19 protein-coding genes and 1 other RNA gene are annotated in these 16,176 nt (G+C 61.2%); 11 read left to right on the top strand and 9 right to left on the bottom strand.

What is annotated here, in order from left to right:
* Positions 1–58: 58 nt before the first annotated feature.
* The gene (gene dnaJ, locus LXM96_RS09985; protein WP_239998327.1) at positions 59–1,189 is read left to right on the top strand and encodes a molecular chaperone DnaJ; all 1,131 of its coding nucleotides are present in this window, start codon (positions 59–61) and stop codon (positions 1,187–1,189) included.
* Between the two features lie 96 nt (positions 1,190–1,285).
* Here dnaJ and LXM96_RS09980 read toward each other — a convergent pair whose 3' ends face one another.
* The 3 genes from LXM96_RS09980 to LXM96_RS09970 all read right to left on the bottom strand — a co-directional run bounded on the left by LXM96_RS09980 (position 1,286) and on the right by LXM96_RS09970 (position 2,487).
* Complete coding sequence (locus LXM96_RS09980; protein ID WP_239998326.1) at positions 1,286–1,870, bottom strand: LysE family translocator; 585 nt, start codon at positions 1,868–1,870, stop codon at positions 1,286–1,288.
* Between the two features lie 92 nt (positions 1,871–1,962).
* Entirely contained in the window at positions 1,963–2,172 is a 210-nt protein-coding gene (locus LXM96_RS09975) for a SlyX family protein (RefSeq protein WP_239998325.1), read from the bottom strand.
* Positions 2,173–2,202: 30 nt separating this feature from the next.
* Positions 2,203–2,487 (bottom strand): hypothetical protein, encoded by a 285-nt coding sequence (locus LXM96_RS09970; protein ID WP_239998324.1) that lies wholly within the window; start codon positions 2,485–2,487, stop codon positions 2,203–2,205.
* 182 nt (positions 2,488–2,669) lie between these two features.
* Between LXM96_RS09970 and recF the strand changes: the two genes are divergently transcribed.
* The 3 genes from recF to LXM96_RS09955 are packed head-to-tail and all read left to right on the top strand — an operon-like array spanning position 2,670 to position 5,112.
* A complete protein-coding gene (recF, locus tag LXM96_RS09965) occupies positions 2,670–3,791 on the top strand; it encodes a DNA replication/repair protein RecF (RefSeq protein WP_239998323.1) in 1,122 nt (373 codons plus the stop codon).
* Positions 3,792–3,832: 41 nt separating this feature from the next.
* On the top strand, positions 3,833–4,600 hold the full coding sequence (moeB, locus tag LXM96_RS09960) for a molybdopterin-synthase adenylyltransferase MoeB (RefSeq protein ID WP_239998322.1): 768 nt from the start codon (positions 3,833–3,835) through the stop codon (positions 4,598–4,600).
* The gene (locus LXM96_RS09955; RefSeq protein ID WP_239998321.1) at positions 4,600–5,112 is read left to right on the top strand and encodes a GNAT family N-acetyltransferase; all 513 of its coding nucleotides are present in this window, start codon (positions 4,600–4,602) and stop codon (positions 5,110–5,112) included. Before moeB ends, LXM96_RS09955 begins: the two co-directional genes overlap by 1 nt.
* On the opposite strand, the gene LXM96_RS09950 is transcribed toward LXM96_RS09955, so the two are convergent.
* A complete protein-coding gene (locus LXM96_RS09950; protein WP_239998320.1) occupies positions 5,109–6,113 on the bottom strand; it encodes a 2-hydroxyacid dehydrogenase in 1,005 nt (334 codons plus the stop codon). The genes LXM96_RS09955 and LXM96_RS09950 overlap by 4 nt on opposite strands.
* A gap of 177 nt (positions 6,114–6,290) precedes the next feature.
* On the opposite strand from LXM96_RS09950, the gene LXM96_RS09945 reads away from it, so the two are divergent.
* On the top strand, positions 6,291–6,833 hold the full coding sequence (locus tag LXM96_RS09945) for an SH3 domain-containing protein (RefSeq protein WP_239998319.1): 543 nt from the start codon (positions 6,291–6,293) through the stop codon (positions 6,831–6,833).
* A 6-nt stretch (positions 6,834–6,839) separates the two neighbouring features.
* Here LXM96_RS09945 and LXM96_RS09940 read toward each other — a convergent pair whose 3' ends face one another.
* Entirely contained in the window at positions 6,840–7,832 is a 993-nt protein-coding gene (locus LXM96_RS09940) for an adenosine kinase (protein WP_239998318.1), read from the bottom strand.
* Between the two features lie 174 nt (positions 7,833–8,006).
* Between LXM96_RS09940 and LXM96_RS09935 the strand changes: the two genes are divergently transcribed.
* Positions 8,007–8,951, top strand: coding sequence for an AEC family transporter (locus tag LXM96_RS09935; RefSeq protein WP_239998317.1), 945 nt, complete (start codon positions 8,007–8,009; stop codon positions 8,949–8,951).
* 82 nt (positions 8,952–9,033) lie between these two features.
* On the opposite strand, the gene LXM96_RS09930 is transcribed toward LXM96_RS09935, so the two are convergent.
* On the bottom strand, positions 9,034–9,897 hold the full coding sequence (locus tag LXM96_RS09930; protein ID WP_239998316.1) for a c-type cytochrome: 864 nt from the start codon (positions 9,895–9,897) through the stop codon (positions 9,034–9,036).
* Between the two features lie 149 nt (positions 9,898–10,046).
* On the opposite strand from LXM96_RS09930, the gene LXM96_RS09925 reads away from it, so the two are divergent.
* Both LXM96_RS09925 and LXM96_RS09920 read left to right on the top strand, forming a co-directional pair.
* The gene (locus LXM96_RS09925; protein WP_239998315.1) at positions 10,047–10,802 is read left to right on the top strand and encodes a 3-deoxy-manno-octulosonate cytidylyltransferase; all 756 of its coding nucleotides are present in this window, start codon (positions 10,047–10,049) and stop codon (positions 10,800–10,802) included.
* An 11-nt stretch (positions 10,803–10,813) separates the two neighbouring features.
* A complete protein-coding gene (locus tag LXM96_RS09920) occupies positions 10,814–11,668 on the top strand; it encodes a prephenate dehydratase (protein ID WP_239998314.1) in 855 nt (284 codons plus the stop codon).
* A gap of 29 nt (positions 11,669–11,697) precedes the next feature.
* Here LXM96_RS09920 and nudC read toward each other — a convergent pair whose 3' ends face one another.
* The gene (gene nudC / locus LXM96_RS09915; RefSeq protein WP_239998313.1) at positions 11,698–12,657 is read right to left on the bottom strand and encodes an NAD(+) diphosphatase; all 960 of its coding nucleotides are present in this window, start codon (positions 12,655–12,657) and stop codon (positions 11,698–11,700) included.
* Position 12,658: 1 nt separating this feature from the next.
* Positions 12,659–13,081, bottom strand: a complete 423-nt coding sequence (locus tag LXM96_RS09910) for an HIT family protein (protein ID WP_239998312.1) — start codon at positions 13,079–13,081, stop codon at positions 12,659–12,661.
* A gap of 70 nt (positions 13,082–13,151) precedes the next feature.
* On the opposite strand from LXM96_RS09910, the gene ffs reads away from it, so the two are divergent.
* The 3 genes from ffs to LXM96_RS09895 all read left to right on the top strand — a co-directional run bounded on the left by ffs (position 13,152) and on the right by LXM96_RS09895 (position 15,526).
* An RNA gene (ffs, locus tag LXM96_RS09905) (signal recognition particle sRNA small type) lies at positions 13,152–13,248 on the top strand.
* A gap of 70 nt (positions 13,249–13,318) precedes the next feature.
* Positions 13,319–15,187: a DNA polymerase III subunit gamma/tau gene (locus tag LXM96_RS09900; RefSeq protein ID WP_239998311.1), complete on the top strand. Its 1,869-nt coding sequence runs from the start codon at positions 13,319–13,321 to the stop codon at positions 15,185–15,187.
* Between the two features lie 15 nt (positions 15,188–15,202).
* A complete protein-coding gene (locus LXM96_RS09895) occupies positions 15,203–15,526 on the top strand; it encodes a YbaB/EbfC family nucleoid-associated protein (protein WP_239998566.1) in 324 nt (107 codons plus the stop codon).
* A gap of 2 nt (positions 15,527–15,528) precedes the next feature.
* Here the strand turns inward: LXM96_RS09895 and LXM96_RS09890 are convergent, their stop codons facing one another.
* Entirely contained in the window at positions 15,529–16,143 is a 615-nt protein-coding gene (locus tag LXM96_RS09890) for an MOSC domain-containing protein (protein WP_239998310.1), read from the bottom strand.
* Positions 16,144–16,176 lie beyond the last annotated feature (33 nt).

Genomic DNA, 16,176 nt, shown 5'->3' with positions numbered 1-16,176 from the left:
GACTAGAAAATCCGGCTGCCATCGTGCAGCCGGAATCCTTTCGGGAGCCGTTACCTCCATGGCAAAAGCTGATTTTTACGAAACCTTGGGTGTCGGCCGGTCCGCTGACGAGAAGGAACTGAAGAGCGCCTTCCGCAAGCTCGCGATGAAGTATCATCCCGACAAGAATCCGGGCGATGCAGAGGCCGAGAAGAAGTTCAAGGAACTCAACGAGGCCTATGAGACGTTGAAGGATCCGCAAAAGCGGGCCGCCTATGATCGCTTCGGCCACGCAGCCTTCGAAGCCGGCGGAATGGGCGCCGGCGGTGGGTTTGGCGCAGCAGGCGCTGGCGGGTTCTCGGATATTTTCGAAGACATATTCGGCGAAATGATGGGTGGTGGGCGTGCCCGGCGGTCTTCGAGTGGCCGTGAACGGGGCGCAGACCTCCGCTACAACATGGAGATCACTCTCGAGGAAGCCTACGCAGGCAAGACGGCCCAGATCCGGGTCCCAACCTCGATCACTTGCGATGTCTGCTCCGGTTCGGGTGCCAAGCCCGGAACACAGCCGAAGACCTGCGGCACCTGCCACGGCTCCGGCCGGGTGCGGGCAAGCCAGGGCTTCTTTTCCGTAGAGCGGACCTGTCCGACCTGTCACGGTCGTGGCCAGACGATTACCGATCCCTGCACGAAGTGCCACGGGCAAGGGCGCATTTCCGAGGAGCGCTCCCTCTCCGTTAATATCCCCGCAGGCATCGAGGACGGTACGCGGATCCGACTGCAGGGCGAAGGCGAGGCTGGCATGCGCGGCGGGCCTACTGGAGATCTCTACATCTTCCTATCGGTCAAACCACACCAGTTCTTCCAGCGCGACGGCGCCGATTTGTTCTGTACCGTACCGATATCCATGACGACCGCGGCACTGGGCGGCACCTTCGACGTCGGGACGCTCGATGGAACCAAGTCGCGGGTGACGGTGCCCGAAGGGACACAGCCAGGAAAGCAGTTCCGCCTCAAGGGCAAGGGAATGCCGGTGCTGCGCTCGTCGCAGACGGGTGATCTCTACATCCAGATCCAGATTGAGACGCCGCAGAAGCTGACAAAGCGCCAACGGGAACTGCTTCAGGAGTTTGAGGAGATATCGTCAAAAGAGAACAATCCGGAGTCCACTGGCTTCTTTGCCCGTATGAAGGAATTCTTCGAAGGATAACGGGTGCGATCTCCGCGAACAGACAGGCTGCTTCATCAGCCATTTTCAAAAAGAGCAGCGACCACTCCGCTGCTCTTTCTTTTTCGGCCCGGGCGATCAGCCCATCGCGTGGACGGATGGTCCGGCAAGCAGCACAGCAAAACCAAGAAGTCCGGCTGCCGCACATTTCCGCATGGCGGGAGGCGTGATGAGTTTTCCGCTTCCGTTAGCAACAAGGGAACCGACTGCCAGCCATAGGTTTGCCGCCAGCACCACCAAAAGAGAAAAGCCCAGAAGCCACGGAAGCACTTCATGAGCAGAACCCTGCGGCAAGAGGACCAAGGCGATGATCGGCGCCTTGGGATTGAGCAGAGTCGTCATGAAGATGGTTCGAGCGCCGATAGTCTCTTCTGGTGCCTTGGCGGAGTGGGAAGAGCGCCAGAGCCGCCAACTGAGGAAAAGGACCCAAGCGGCAGCCAAGCCTTTCATCCATAGCGATGCCTGCGGATACGCCAGAAAGACCGGTGCAGCCACCATGCCGGTTGGGATGATGATCGCGAGATAGCCACCGAGTTCGGCGGCGATCAGACCTGCGGAGCCGCGCCAGCCGCTGGAGTAGCCTGCCAGCATCATCAACGTGTTTGTCGGCCCGGGGGTGAGAAGCAGAAGCAGAACAGCCCCTACGAAATGGAAAAAATGCATTGCGCCGCAACTTCTGGTGAAAAGCTCCGACCGGCTTCTAGCACGCGATGTCCGAAGGCAGATTGATGTCTATCAAGCGGGTGGCGCTCAGATCAGTAATGCGGTGGCTTGGTGATCGGGGGCGCATCCAACGAGCTTTCTTCCAACGTCAAGAAGCGCTCCGTCAGCCGGTCCAGCTTCGCCCGCGTCTGCTCGACCAGCTTCCACTGCTCTGCGATCTGGTCGGAAAGTTCCTCGATCACCTTGGCCTGATAGGCAGCAAGCTCCTCGAGGTGAATGATCCGTTCGTCGAACTCTGGCACCGTAGATCCTTGATCCGTCTTAAGACGCGGTCAGTGATGCTTCTTGCGGGTGTACGGCATCAGCATGATCGCAGAGGCAGTTACCGCACCGCCGAAGGTGAGCGCAAGCGGGAAAGCGATCATCCCGAAGGACAGAAGGGGGATCTTTGAACGCAGTATATGGGTGCCAAGCCCGTAGAGGTTGAACCAGAACAGAACTGCTGAGATGAAGACGCCAAGTCCCATTCCGAAGGCAGCATTTACCCCCAGAAACCACAGCATCTCACGGTGGTCCCGCTGTGCTTCTTCCGGTGTCATATCGTCATCCAACAGCATGAGGAGCCTCCTGACAGACACAGCGCCCGTTCCAGTTTGTCGCAGCGATGTCGCGCTTGTAACTCGGAAGATCATCGAGAGTTCCTGAACGCCGCGATACCGGAGTGAATTGATCTCGAAAGGAGTCGCTTGCCATCCGTCGGGATACCCCGTAGCTCCAACCAACGAACGAACGCAAGGCCATGGCTCAGAAGACCTTTCTCTCGCAGTTGAAACTTAACGACTTCCGCAATTATGCGGAGGCAGCCTTGTCGCTTGACGAGCGCCATGTCGTGCTCACGGGAGAAAACGGGGCTGGCAAAACCAACCTCATGGAGGCCGTCTCCTTCCTTTCCCCCGGTCGTGGTCTTCGCCGTGCAGTTCTTGCCGATGTTACTCGCGTGGGCGCCGAAGGCGGGTTCTCCGTTTTCGCCAAAGTGGAAGGAATGGACGGTGAGGTCGCCTTGGGAACGGGCATCGACGGTGAAGGCGAAGTTTCAACCCGGCGCCTGCGCATCAACGGCACGCCCGCGAAGTCTACCGAGGAACTGACCGACCATCTGAGCGTGCTGTGGCTGACGCCTGCCATGGACGGGCTGTTTACCGGCCCATCGGCGGATCGACGGCGCTTCCTCGACAGGCTGGTCCTTTCAATCGATCCCGGCCACGGACGGCGCGCGAGCGACTTCGAGCGTGCCATGCGAAGTCGCAACCGCCTTCTGTCTGAAGGACGGTTCGATCCGGATTGGCTTTCCGCCATCGAAGCACAGATGGCAGGTCTTGGCGTTGCGATGGCTTCCGCTCGGCAGGAGATGCTAGGCCTCTTGCGCACACTATCGGCAACCTCGGAGCAGACGCCGTTTCCCTCCCCTGTCCTTGCGCTGGACGGCTACCTCGATGAGGTGGCGGACCAGCCGGCAGCAGATCTCGAGGACCTTTATCTGAACATGCTGCGCGAAAACCGGAGCCGCGATGCTGCTGCAGGACGCACGCTGGACGGGCCACACCGAAGCGACCTTCTGGTTCGCCACCGGGAGAAAGACATGGATGCAGGACGCTGTTCCACCGGGGAGCAGAAAGCCCTATTGATCGGGCTGGTGCTCGCGCATGCGCGACTGACGGCTACGATGACCGGCTTCGCCCCAATTCTTCTTCTGGACGAAATTGCCGCGCATCTTGACGAGGGACGCCGCGCCGCGCTGTTTAACCTGATCCACGAGCTCGGCGGTCAATCGTTCATGACCGGCACCGACAATTCCATGTTCGCAGCGCTTGGCGACCGGGCGCAGTTCTTCACCGTTGGGGGCGGCAGCATCCGCAATTAAACTCGCTTTTCTGCGGCTGGAACGGCTGGTAGTGTTGAAGAATGGAGCTCACGTCAGAGGAAGTCGAACGCTATCGCCGCCACATCATGCTTCCCGAAATCGGAGGTTTCGGTCAGCAGCGCCTCAAGAACGCCCGCGTGCTGGTGGTCGGTGTAGGCGGGCTCGGCTCTCCGGTTCTACAATACCTTGCAGCCGCTGGCGTCGGGACCATCGGCATGATCGATGACGACGTTGTCTCGCTGTCGAACCTGCAACGCCAGGTCATCCACGACACTGGCGCCGTGGGGGCCGCCAAGACCGCCAGCGCAAGAGCGTCCATCACCCGGCTTAACCCCACTGTTCGGGTGCTGGAATACGAAGAGCGTTTCTCCCCCGCCTGGGCCAGTTCGCACCTCCAGCTCTTCGATCTCCTTCTCGACGGATCTGACAATTTCGATACGCGTTATGACGCCGCTGATTCAGCGGAGAAGGCTGGGATTCCCCTGGTGACGGGGGCGGTGGGACGTTTCGACGGCTCTCTCACCGTGTTGATGCCTTACACGGCCTCCGCTGATGGCGTGGCAAATCCGGGCTATCGCGACTTGTTTCCCGAGCGGCCGCCGCAGGGACTGATCCCGTCTTGCGCCGAAGCCGGCATCATTGGCGCACTTACTGGAGTGATCGGCACCCTTATGGCCATGGAAGCAATAAAGCTCATCACGGGCACAGGTGAGCCTCTGGTAGGGCGCCTCCTGCTTTATGATGCCCTTACGGCCAAATTCGATACGATCCGCTATAAGCGACGCACCGCAGAAACGGCGAGCGTGTAGTGCACATCTGTCGAATCGACCGCGACTTTGACCGTTGGGATGAGCTTCTCGCTCTCATCAAGGCTTCGTTCGGCTACATGGACGGCATCATTGACCCGCCTTCCTCCGCAACGTGGCTTACCCGGCTTTCCCTGGAGGAAAAGGTAAGGAGCGAGATCTGCACGATAGCGCTGGATCGGGACAGGCTCACAGGCTGCGTCTTCTGCAGGCTCGAGCCGTTTCACTCTCTCTACATCGGCAAGCTAGCCGTCCTGCCTGAGGCGCAAGGCAAAGGCATCGGTCGTCGATTGATGGAAGCACTCGAAGCCATGGCGCTCGATCTCGGCTGCCAAAGCCTCAGACTTGAGACGCGCATCGAACTTGCGGCAAATCACGCCACCTTCGGGCGTTGGGGCTTCATCCAGACGGCGGAAAAGTCTCACCCCGGCTATGACCGTACGACGTTCATCGAGATGGTGAAGAAGCTTGGGCCACAGGCGTCCAAAGCCGCAGAGCCGACCGAAGCTCGCTAAAGCCTGCCAGGCAAGACGCGGTTCGGCGGACGATGGCCATCAAAGAAGGTGCGAATATTGATGATGACCTTGTCACCCATGTCGATCCGTCCTTCAATGGTCGCCGAACCCATGTGGGGCAAGAGAACCACGCGACCTTGGTCCGCCAGCTTGACCAGCTTCGGGTTGATCGCTGGCTCGTTCTGGTAGACGTCCAGACCCGCCCCGGCGATCTTACCATCACGCAGCAACTGGATCATTGCCGCCTCGTCAATGATGTCGCCGCGCGCGGTATTAACAATAATTGCCGATGGCTGCATCAGCGCCAGGCGACGCGCAGAAAGAAGGTGGAAGGTCGCCGGCGTGGAGGGGCAGTTGACCGAAACGACATCCACGCGCGCCAGCATCTGATCGAGACTGTCCCAGTAGGTGGCCTCGAGTTCCTCTTCCGTCGAGGTCTGCACGCGCTTGCGGTTGTGATAGTGTATGGAGAGCCCAAAGGCCTTGGCGCGACGGGCGACCGCTGTGCCGATCCTGCCCATCCCAACAATGCCGATCCGCTTTCCCCAGATCCGACGGCCGAGCATCCATGTCGGCGACCATCCAGCCCAGTCGCCCGGCTGATCCGTCAGGATTCGCGCACCCTCCGTCAATCGCCGGGACACCGCGAGGATCAGCGCCATCGTCATGTCGGCGGTGTCTTCGGTGAGTACATTGGGTGTGTTGGTGACTGTTATGCCCTTCTTTGCCGCCGCCTCGATATCAATGTGATCCGTTCCGTTGGAAAAGCTCGCGATCAGCTTGAGATTGTCGCCGGCCTCGGCGATCAAGGCCTCGTCGATCCGATCCGTAACGGTCGGAACAAGCACGTCTGCCGCCTTCATGGCCGCGGCCAGTTCAATGCGATCGCGGGGGCGGTCATCGATATTGAGCTCCGCGTCGAAAAGCTCGCGCATGCGAGTCTCCACGGCTTCCGGCAGCTTGCGCGTGATATAGACCTTGGGTTTCATCCTGGCTGTCATGGCGGCGTATTCAGAGGTCCTTAACCAAGTCGCGCGATAATCAGCGCATTCAGGGCGTTTCTACCAGACCCGTCAGCGAAGACAAACAAAACCTCTCCGGAGGCGCTTGTCTCGGCTGCGCCCTCACGCGATCCAATGACCGGTGAAACCGGTTCGATATAGTTTGGAACGGCAAGCATGCGTAGCGTCATCCTCCCAATCTTAGCCGCCGTGACCATCGCTCTGAGCGTCTCGACCACTTATCCTTCCATATCACTCGCCCAAGGCGCGGGAAAAGGGGCGAGCGGCCTCCCGCTTCCACGGTTCGTCAGTCTCAAATCGAAGCGCGTAAACATCCGCATCGGGCCAAGCACAGATTATCCCGTCGCGTGGATGTACCTGAAATCCGGCACGCCGATGGAGATCATCCAGGAGTACGATAACTGGCGTCGAGTGCGTGACGCGGACGGCACGGAAGGCTGGGTCAACCAAGCCCTCCTCTCGGGGGAACGAACCGCCGTTGCCGCGCCGTGGATGCGCGGCAAGGACGGCGAAGTCTTCGTCAACATGCGGCGCGACCCTCAGAGTACATCGGCGATCGTCGCAAAGCTCCAGCCGGGCGTCGTCATTACGATGAACGAATGCAACGGCGACTGGTGCCATGCCATGGTCGAGGGCGCCGAAGGCTGGGTCAGCCAAGCCGAGATCTGGGGTGCCTATCCTGGCGAGGCTTTCAAATAGGCCGCCTTAAAGCAACCCTTCCCGAACCGCCGCAGCATTGAGCGACTCCATGGGTCGAGGCCCGATCTGCTGAATGACGATGGCCGCAGCAAGGCAGCCGAGCTTACCGCAGTCGGCGAGTGAACGGCCGTGCGTGTAGCCATAAAGGAAACCGGCAGCGAAAAGGTCACCGGCACCGGTGGTGTCGACCACATCCGGGACGGAATAGGCATCGATCTTCACGCGCTCGTTGCCACGCAGGAGGATGGCGCCCTCTTCACTCAGGGTGACTGCCGCCAGCTTGCAGTCCTTGGCAATGCTCGTCAGCGCCAGTTCGAAGTCTTCCGTTTCGTAGAGCGACAGTGCCTCCTGCTTGTTGGCGAACACGATGTCCACCGTTCCCGACCGCATCAGATCTAGAAATTCCGCCCGATATCTACCGACACAGAAAGGATCGGAGAGCGTCATGGAGACTTCACGCCCATGCTCATGCGCAATGCGGGCGCAGTCGAGGATCGCCTCCTTCGCCCGCGGCGGATCCCAAAGATAGCCTTCGAAGTAGGTTACAGCCGAATCAGCGACCACCTGGGGCTCTACATCTTCCGGACCCAGTTCGACGCAGGCGCCGAGATAGGTGTTCATCGAACGCTCGCCGTCCGGAGTGACGAAAATCATGGAGCGCGCGGTCGGCGGATTTGATCCCTGAGGTTTGGTTACGTAGTGGACGCCCTGCGCCCGGATGTCGTGCTGAAAGATCACCCCAAGTTGGTCCTCGGCAACCTTGCCGAAATAGGCAGCCTTGCCACCCAGGCCGGCGATCCCCGCCGCCGTGTTGCCGGCGGACCCCCCGGAAGCTTCCACGGCGGGCCCCATTTTCGTATACAGCAATTCCGCCCGATCGGCATCGATCAGGTTCATAGCCCCCTTGATGATCTCGTTGTCGCTGAGAAAGCTGTCTTCGCAGCGTGCAATGATATCGACGATCGCATTTCCGACCGTGAGGACGTCGAATTTTGCCATGCAGCCAAGCCCCTGTGGTTGCCGAAGTGACGGTTTGGCGTCTTCTCGCACATGCGAGGCAAAAACCCTAGAGGCAAACGGGACGCCGACGCCTCTCATTGTTCGCTTGGCGTTTGTCGACGCCACCCGCTTCGTTTAAACCGGGTGGGCATACCTCCCTCGAAAGCTCCTTCCTTGTCTGCCACACTCATCAATGTCGCTCCTGTCTTCCTGCTCATCCTGATCGGATGGGTTGTTGCCCGCACCGGTATCCTCAGCGAGGCCACCGGTGATGCCCTCGGCGAATTCGTGTTCAAGATCGCCGTCCCGATGCTGATCTTCCACACGCTCGCCGACGCGCACTTCGAAGGCGTTTCGCCCTTCCGCCTGTGGTGCGCTTATTTTGCCGGCGTCGCCGTCACCTGGACCGCAGGCCACCTCATCGCGAAGCATGTCTTCGGGCGCGACGACAAGATCGGCGTAATTGCCGGCATGTCGGCTGCCTTCGCCAACAATGTCTTTATCGGCCTTCCTCTGGTGGGACGCTCGGTCGGTGCGGACGGCCTGGTAGCGCTCTCCATCCTGCTGGCGATCCACCTGCCCCTGATGATGATCGTCGGCACCATTCTTATGGAGCGCGCTGCCGTGGTCGTCGACGGCGGGCAGGCGCGCGGCCTGAAGGCCATCATCCGCCAAGTCGGCTCCAATCTCATCCGCAACCCGCTGGTGATCGCGCTCGGCGCCGGCCTCGCATTTAACCTTTCCGGCGTGACGCTGACGCCCGTCGTCAACACCGTCGTTACCCAGCTCTCCAGTGCGGCGGGGCCTGCGGCGCTCATCTCGATCGGGATGGCGCTGACGAAGTATCCTGTCCGCGGCAATATTGGGCTCACCGGTGCAATCGCGGCGCTGAAACTCGTCCTGCTTCCGGCAGCCGTCTATGCCATGAGCAGGCTCCTCGGGCTCAGCCCCTCCTGGACCGCAGCGATGGTGCTTACCTCGTCGGTCCCGACGGGCATCAATGCATGGCTGATTGCCCACCGCTTCCGCTCGGGCCAGAATATCGCCGCATCGACGATCACCGTAACGACCGCCTTCGGTATCATCTCCGTCAGCTTCTGGGCCTGGCTCCTCGGCTGATCGAAGAGCTTCAAGGCACAAACAAAGAAAAGCCCGACCGCGAGGCCGGGCTTCTCTCATTTCATCCTGTTGAGCAACCCAATCAGTTGTTGGGTGCAGGCTGCTCGCCGGTCGTGCCGGGCTGTTCCGGAGGCGCGACCTGGTCGGCTGTCGGCTCTGCGTTTTGAACGGCAGGAGCCGCCTGATTGCCGGTTGCGGCCGGGTTCTGAGTTGCCGGCTGCGTGCCGATGCCTTCGGCTGCAGGAGCCGTTTCAGCAGCAGGAGCCTGGCCCTCAGCAGCGGGAGCAGCACCTTCAGCAGCAGGAGCCGTACCTTCAGCGGCAGGGGCAGCGCCCACGGCAGCCGGTGCAGCACCTTCAGTGGCAGGAGCAGCCCCATCGGCGGGAGCGGCGGCAGCTTCCGGTTCCGGCAGCGGAGCGGGGCTGTCCGAGAGCGAACGCAGATAGGCGATGACGTTTGCGCGTTCGTCGTCCCTCTTGAGACCCGCAAAGCCCATGGCCGTGCCCGGGACGTGCTGCTTCGGCGCCAGCAGGAAGCCGTTCAGGTGGTCATAGTCCCATACGACCGACCCGCCTTCGGAGAAGTCCTGCATCGCGGCCGAGTAGCTAAAACCTTCGTGGGCTGCCACGGGGCGGTTCACGATATCCCAGAGTCCCGGCCCAACCTTGTTGGCGCCGCCCTGCTCGGCCGTATGACAGCTAGCACATTTCCTGAAGGACGACTCACCGGCCGCCGCGTCGGCGCTGGCAAGGAGCGTCGCGATCGGAACGGCAGCCTCTTCTTCGGCTGCGCCAGCTTCTGCACCCGTTTCCGCAGCGACGATGGCAAAGCCTTCCTGTTCAGGTGCTGCCGCATGCCAAATGCCTTCTGAAGCAATCGACACCGTCATCATGACGAAAACGGTGGCAAGAAACGCTCCTACCGCCATGTTCACGTACGAGTTCATTTGCAAACGCTCCTTTGCAACCGCCGGCTACAGGCGGGCCATCTTGAAATCGCGCGGAACCTATGTCTTTTGCATTGGTGTTGCAACACGATTATACCGCGGCCCGTGAGACTTTTTGACACTGATCAACCCGCTTTTGAAGGTATTTCATGACCGAGTACGACCATGACCGGACGCTGGTGCTCATTCCGGCGCGAATGGCGTCGATGCGCTTGCCTGGCAAGCCGCTGGCCGATATCGCTGGGCTGCCGATGATCGTGCAGGTCGCGAGGCGCGCTCAAGAAGCGAATGTCGGTCGGATCATCGTTGCCGTGGACCATCAGGATACCTACGACGCAGTCACGTCGGCGGGTTTCGAGGTTGTGATGACCCGGCAGGATCACCAGTCCGGCTCGGACCGGATTTTCGAGGCTATCCAGAAAGCTGATCCTGAGGGCAAGGTCGAGGTGGTCGTTAATGTGCAGGGAGATCTGCCCACTATCGAACCCAATGCGGTCCGGGCAGCCCTTCGACCGCTCGACAATCCTGACGTCGATATCGCGACGCTGACTGTCGAGATCTCCGACGAGCACGAGAAGACAAACCCGAACGTCGTGAAGGTCATCGGCTCACCGCTTTCGGACACGCGCCTGCGGGCGCTGTATTTCACCCGTGCCACCGCACCCCACGGCGAGGGTCCCCTTTATCATCACATCGGCCTTTATGCCTATCGCCGTTCCGCCCTCGAGCGTTTCGTCAAGCTCGGCCCCTCCGTTTTAGAACAGCGTGAATCGCTGGAACAACTGCGGGCGCTCGAAGCCGGCATGAGGATCGATGTGGAGATCGTTGACTCGGTTCCGCTCGGTGTCGATACTCCCGCCGATCTCGAAAAGGCTCGCGCGATCCTCGCCGGCCGCCCCTCCTGAGGCACTTCTCCATGATCCAGACGACCAACAAGATCGCCTTCCAGGGCGACTTCGGCGCCAATTCCGATATGGCGTGCCGCGACATGTTCCCCACTATGGAGCCCCTGCCCTGCCCCACCTTTGAAGACGCCTTCGTGGCGCTTGAGAGTAGCGAAGCGGACCTGGCTATGATCCCGATCGAGAACACGATCGCCGGGCGCGTGGCCGACATTCATTACCTGCTGCCGGAATCGCGCCTGCACATCGTGGGCGAATATTTCATGCCGATCCGCTTCCAGCTGATGGCGCTGCCCGGCGTGACACGCGAGGAGATCCGCACCGTCCACAGCCACATTCATGCGCTCGGCCAATGCCGGAAGATCATTCGCTCCAACGGCTGGAAGGCTGTTGTCGCCGGCGACACTGCCGGTGCGGCCAAGCTTGTTTCTGAAAAGGGCGACCGCTCGATGGCCGCTCTCGCGCCTCGTCTGGCGGCCGAGCTTTACGGCCTTCAGATTCTGGCGGAAAACGTCGAGGACACCGAGAACAACGTCACTCGTTTCGTTGTGCTGTCGCGTGACGAAGCCTGGGCGAAACGGCATGACGAGGCGGAAATCATCGTCACCACCTTCGTCTTCAATGTGCGCAACATTCCAGCAGCCCTCTACAAGGCGATGGGCGGGTTTGCCACCAACGGCATCAACATGACGAAGCTGGAAAGCTACCAGCTCGGCGGCAAGTTCATTGCCACGCAGTTCTACGCCGATATCGAGGGCCATCCGGACGACCCGGCTGTTCGCCGGGCGCTGGAAGAGCTGCGCTTCTTTTCGGAGAAGGTACGCATCCTCGGCGTCTACAAGGGCCACCCGATGCGCGGGACCCTCTAAAGGGCCGCACTTTACCGCGGCCAGTCGATTTACCGCGGCCAGTCGATCCAGTCGCGGATGAGCCGGTGGGCAATAGCACCGACGGGCGGAGCAAACAGCCCAACCCCCGGCTGACCATTGAGGATCTGCGCCACTTCGGCACGGGAGAACCAGCGGCAGTCGGCGATTTCCTGCTCATCGATATTGATCTCGGTGGACTGTGCCTCGGCAAAGCATCCGATCATTAGCGAATGGGGCATCGGCCAGGGCTGGGAGGCGTGGTAGCGGATGCGTCCGGTGCGAATACCGGCCTCCTCGAAGGTTTCGCGCCGCACCGCATGCTCGATCGTCTCCCCCGGCTCCACGAAACCGGCAAGGCAGGAGTACATTCCTTCCTGGAAATGGTGGCTGCGGCCCAGCAGGCATCGATCCTGCTCTTCGTCGATCGTGAGCATGATCACCACCGGATCGGTGCGGGGAAAGGTCATGTGCTCGCAGGCCGTGCAGACGCGGCGGTATCCACCGATCCGGCTTTCGGTGCGGCCACCGCACTTGCCGCAGAAGCGGTTGGTCGCGTTCCAGTGGATAAGGGCTGCACCTTGCGCCGCCTCGCCTAGACGTTCCTCGTCCAGCAGTCCGTCCCGATAAAGAGCACGCGGCTCAGTCGGCTTGAAGGTCGCCGCGAGATCCTCGGCAGCGACGCCCACGGGTACGGCGATGCGAGGCTCGCCGTTTTCGCGATAACCCAGCAGCACCGCATTATCAAAATCCGGCTCGAGCTCCGGTAGTTCGTAAGCTGCGAAGAGCGGATCAAGGACCTGCCCGTCGTGCTTTAGGATCAGACGATTCCCGGTGAACGCGAGGATATGCGTTCCCTCCACCTTGAGCGCCCGCTCGAGGCAGTCCTCGTCCCGATATTCGGACTGGCGATCCAGCGTGTTTCCGGAAAAGGCCGTGAGGCTACTGGGTTCAGGATGAGGGGCATCACTATCGAAAAGGGATCTTGTCATTTCAGAGGGCTTCGATCAGCTTCTTGAGGAAATCCTGCTTGGCGTCGTTGTCGTACGGCTCGGCGCTCCCGTAGCCCCAGATGGGGCAAGGCCAATTAGGATCGTCCTCCGTGCGGGCAACAATGTGCACGTGCAATTGCCGCACGATGTTCCCCAGCGCTGCGACATTGATCTTCCGCGTTCCGGTCGCCGTCTTCAACGCGGCTGCGACGGCGTTGGTCTCGAAGGTCAGCAGCGTCTGGTCGAGCGGCGTCAGTTCAAAGATCTCGCTCACGCCCGCGCGCTGCGGCACGAGCATCAACCAGGGCCAGCGGCTGTCCTTCATCAGACGAAGCTGGCAGAGCCCCAGAACTGTCACCAGTTCGGAATCCCGTTCAAGCCTCTCGTCCAGCGCGAATTGCATCAGGTGCGGTTCCTCTCTCATCTTCGAAGCCTAGCAGTTTTTTACAGGCTTCGCTTGCATTTGCGAGCGTAATTGCCGATATGTCCCCTCGGGAGGTTGGTGGTGGACGAGCCACTCGCCAACCGGGTCAGGTCCGGAAGGAAGCAGCCCTAACGAGCCCGGCACGGGTCGCCGTGCCAGCCTCCCACCCTCTACCATCTTGGTCAGCTTCCGGTCCGGTCAAGAGGCTGGAACGGCCCGCGCAGGCTGGCAGGAACGATGAACGACACCCGGCCCACGTCCACGACATTTCCGCCGCCCGGCAGCGGCTATCGCGTGCTGGCGCGCAAGTACCGGCCGAAGGACTTCTCCGACCTGATGGTCGGCCAGGAGCCGATGGTGCGGACGCTGACGAATGCGTTCGAGACCGGTCGCATTGCGCAAGCCTACATGCTGACCGGCGTTCGCGGGGTCGGCAAGACGACCACAGCCCGCATTCTTGCCCGCGCGCTCAACTACAAGACCGACGACATCGACCGCCCGACGATTGATCTTCGCACTCCCGGCGAGCACTGCCAGGCGATCATGGAAGGCCGCCATGTGGACGTCATCGAGATGGATGCCGCATCCCATACCGGTATCGACGACATCCGCGAGATCATCGAGCAGGTGCGTTACCGTCCGGTTTCGGCGCGCTACAAGGTCTACATCATCGACGAAGTCCACATGCTCTCGACGCAGGCCTTCAACGGTCTCCTGAAGACGCTGGAAGAGCCGCCGGAGCATGTGAAGTTCATCTTCGCGACGACGGAAATCCGCAAGGTGCCGATCACGGTTCTGTCGCGCTGCCAGCGTTTCGACCTGCGCCGCATCAGCGCTGCCGATCTCGTTGGGCTCTTCTCGACTATCGCTGAGAAGGAAGGCATCTGGGCAGAGCCGGAAGCGCTTTCGATGATCGCCCGTGCCGCCGAAGGTTCTGCGCGAGACGGCCTGTCACTGCTCGACCAGGCAATTGCGCATGGCGGCGGACGCGTCGAGGCCGAGACGGTCCGAGGCATGCTGGGGCTAGCCGACCGAGCGCGTATTGTTGATCTCTTCGAGCATGTGGTTCGCGGTGATGTCACGGCGGCCCTTAGCGAGTTCGAGGCGCAGTACCAGGCCGGCGCAAACCCGGTGGTCGTCCTGACAGATCTGGCGGACTTCACCCATCTCGTCACCCGCTTCAAGTATATCTCAGAGGCGGCGCAGGATCCCTCGCTGAGTGAAGTCGAGCGATTGCGCGGCCAGGAGTTTGCCAACACCATTGCGGTCAGCACGCTGTCACGGATCTGGCAGATGCTACTGAAGGGTATTCCCGAGGCAGAAAACTCCTCCCGCCCCGCCGGCGCCACCGAGATGGTGCTGATCCGGGTGACGCATGCGGCACACCTTCCCGCACCGGAAGACGCGGCGCGGCGTCTGAGCGATTTCAGCAACGGCGATGGCCGTGGCCCCGCTCCTGCGAGCAATGGCGGCGGCACGGAACAAGTCGCCTCGCCACCTCCACTCAATGCCTTTGCCTCGCCCATGACACCGGCCTCGCGTGGGCCTGCAGGTCCAACGGCCATGCTGAAGGCAGTTCCCACGTCAGAGCCGACAGAATCGCCAGTCGGCCGCATCGAGGAGCAGCCGGTCGAGAAGCCGGCGCCGATGGTGCCAGTCAATTCCGTCCAGGACATCGTTGACCTGTGCGCCAAGAACCGCGACGCCAAGCTGAAGGCGCTGGTGCGCAACTTCGTGCGTCTGGTGAAGATCGATCCGGGCCGGCTCGAAATTCGCATGACGGATGGCGGACCGGGTACGCTGCCGGGCGAGCTCGGCGTCAAGCTCAAGGAATGGACCGGCGTCCACTGGATCGTCAGCCTCAGTAAGGAAGAGGGTGCGCCGACGCTGGTGGAAGCTGACAACACCGCTCGCGAGGCGCGTCTCACCGATGCTCGTGCCGATCCGGATGTTGCCGCGATCCTTGCACAGTTCCCGGGAGCTCGAATTACGGATGTGCGCATTCGCGCAGCCGAAGAAGAAGCGGACGAGGCTGAGATCCCAGCCCCTGCCGCTGCTGAATCCGCCGAGGGAGACATCCTGCCCGGCGACGACATCGAACTATAAGAGAAGGACAAGATGATGCGCGACATCATGGGCATGATGGGCAAGGTCAAGGAAATGCAAGCCAAGATGGAGAAGGTGCAGGCCGACATCGCCGCACTGGAAGTCGAAGGCAAGTCCGGCGGCGGCTTGGTTACCGTAAGGCTCAGCGGCAAGGGCGAGATGCTCGGCCTCAAGATCGATCCGTCACTCTTCAAGGAAGATGACGTTGAAATCCTGGAAGATCTAATCGTTGCCGCTCATCAGGATGCCAAGGGCAAGGCGGAAGCGGCGGCTGCCGAGATGACTCAGGATCTGACGGCCGGCCTGCCGATCCCGCCCGGCATGAAGCTTCCGTTCTAGACCTAGGATGCAAGGATCTTGGCGCGCAGCCGCGCGGCGAGAGGTGCCGCCAGAAACCGTTGCTTCTGCTCCTCGGGGAGCCGTCGTCCATAGGCTCCAAACAGCTCCGCAATGCCGACGCGGTCACCGGCATGGAGCTCACTGTTGACAGCCTCGCCTGCCGCGATCATGCCGCCGGCAATCACGCGGCAATAGATGCCAGGACGGCCGGCGGCTGTATAGCGCTTGACGAAGCGTGGGTCGCACATGTGCGCCGCAAAGGTGGCGCAGGGGATGCGAGGCGCCGTTGCCTCCAGCACGACGTCTTTGAGCACAAACCGATCGCCCACAGCGACGTCACGATTGTCCAGCCCCTCTAGCACAAGATTTTCGCCAAAGCTGCCGGGCGACAGAGGCCGCCCAAGCTCCCGCATCCACCAGTCCAGAGTTACCGATCCTTCCAGCAGGATCGCCTGATCCGGACCGCCATGATGCTTGCGGTTGCATACGGCATCGCCGACCAGTCCCGCGGCATCCACCATCACCGGCGCGTGCCGTGCGCTCTTTTTGATACCTGTCTTGTAGCTCTTGCCAGCGAGGACTTCGGCCCGGCCGAGACAGATGGCGGCAAGTTTCATTCGATGCGACCCTTCTGACGATTCCGTTCCCGC

Origin of the sequence: Rhizobium halophilum, from assembly GCF_021648825.1 — a bacterium.
GTDB lineage: Bacteria > Pseudomonadota > Alphaproteobacteria > Rhizobiales > Rhizobiaceae > Neorhizobium > Neorhizobium halophilum.
This window is presented reverse-complemented; position numbering and strand designations above follow the sequence as displayed.

Coding starts and splice junctions, on each gene's coding strand:
- dnaJ (WP_239998327.1), top strand. CDS start 59: ATGGCAAAAGCTGATTTTTACGAAACCTTGGGTGTCGGCCGGTCCGCT.
- LXM96_RS09980 (WP_239998326.1), bottom strand. CDS start 1,870: ATGCATTTTTTCCATTTCGTAGGGGCTGTTCTGCTTCTGCTTCTCACC.
- LXM96_RS09970 (WP_239998324.1), bottom strand. CDS start 2,487: ATGCTGTTGGATGACGATATGACACCGGAAGAAGCACAGCGGGACCAC.
- recF (WP_239998323.1), top strand. CDS start 2,670: ATGGCTCAGAAGACCTTTCTCTCGCAGTTGAAACTTAACGACTTCCGC.
- moeB (WP_239998322.1), top strand. CDS start 3,833: ATGGAGCTCACGTCAGAGGAAGTCGAACGCTATCGCCGCCACATCATG.
- LXM96_RS09950 (WP_239998320.1), bottom strand. CDS start 6,113: ATGACAGCCAGGATGAAACCCAAGGTCTATATCACGCGCAAGCTGCCG.
- LXM96_RS09945 (WP_239998319.1), top strand. CDS start 6,291: ATGCGTAGCGTCATCCTCCCAATCTTAGCCGCCGTGACCATCGCTCTG.
- LXM96_RS09940 (WP_239998318.1), bottom strand. CDS start 7,832: ATGGCAAAATTCGACGTCCTCACGGTCGGAAATGCGATCGTCGATATC.
- LXM96_RS09930 (WP_239998316.1), bottom strand. CDS start 9,897: ATGAACTCGTACGTGAACATGGCGGTAGGAGCGTTTCTTGCCACCGTT.
- LXM96_RS09925 (WP_239998315.1), top strand. CDS start 10,047: ATGACCGAGTACGACCATGACCGGACGCTGGTGCTCATTCCGGCGCGA.
- LXM96_RS09920 (WP_239998314.1), top strand. CDS start 10,814: ATGATCCAGACGACCAACAAGATCGCCTTCCAGGGCGACTTCGGCGCC.
- nudC (WP_239998313.1), bottom strand. CDS start 12,657: ATGACAAGATCCCTTTTCGATAGTGATGCCCCTCATCCTGAACCCAGT.
- LXM96_RS09910 (WP_239998312.1), bottom strand. CDS start 13,081: ATGAGAGAGGAACCGCACCTGATGCAATTCGCGCTGGACGAGAGGCTT.
- LXM96_RS09900 (WP_239998311.1), top strand. CDS start 13,319: ATGAACGACACCCGGCCCACGTCCACGACATTTCCGCCGCCCGGCAGC.
- LXM96_RS09895 (WP_239998566.1), top strand. CDS start 15,203: ATGCGCGACATCATGGGCATGATGGGCAAGGTCAAGGAAATGCAAGCC.
- LXM96_RS09890 (WP_239998310.1), bottom strand. CDS start 16,143: ATGAAACTTGCCGCCATCTGTCTCGGCCGGGCCGAAGTCCTCGCTGGC.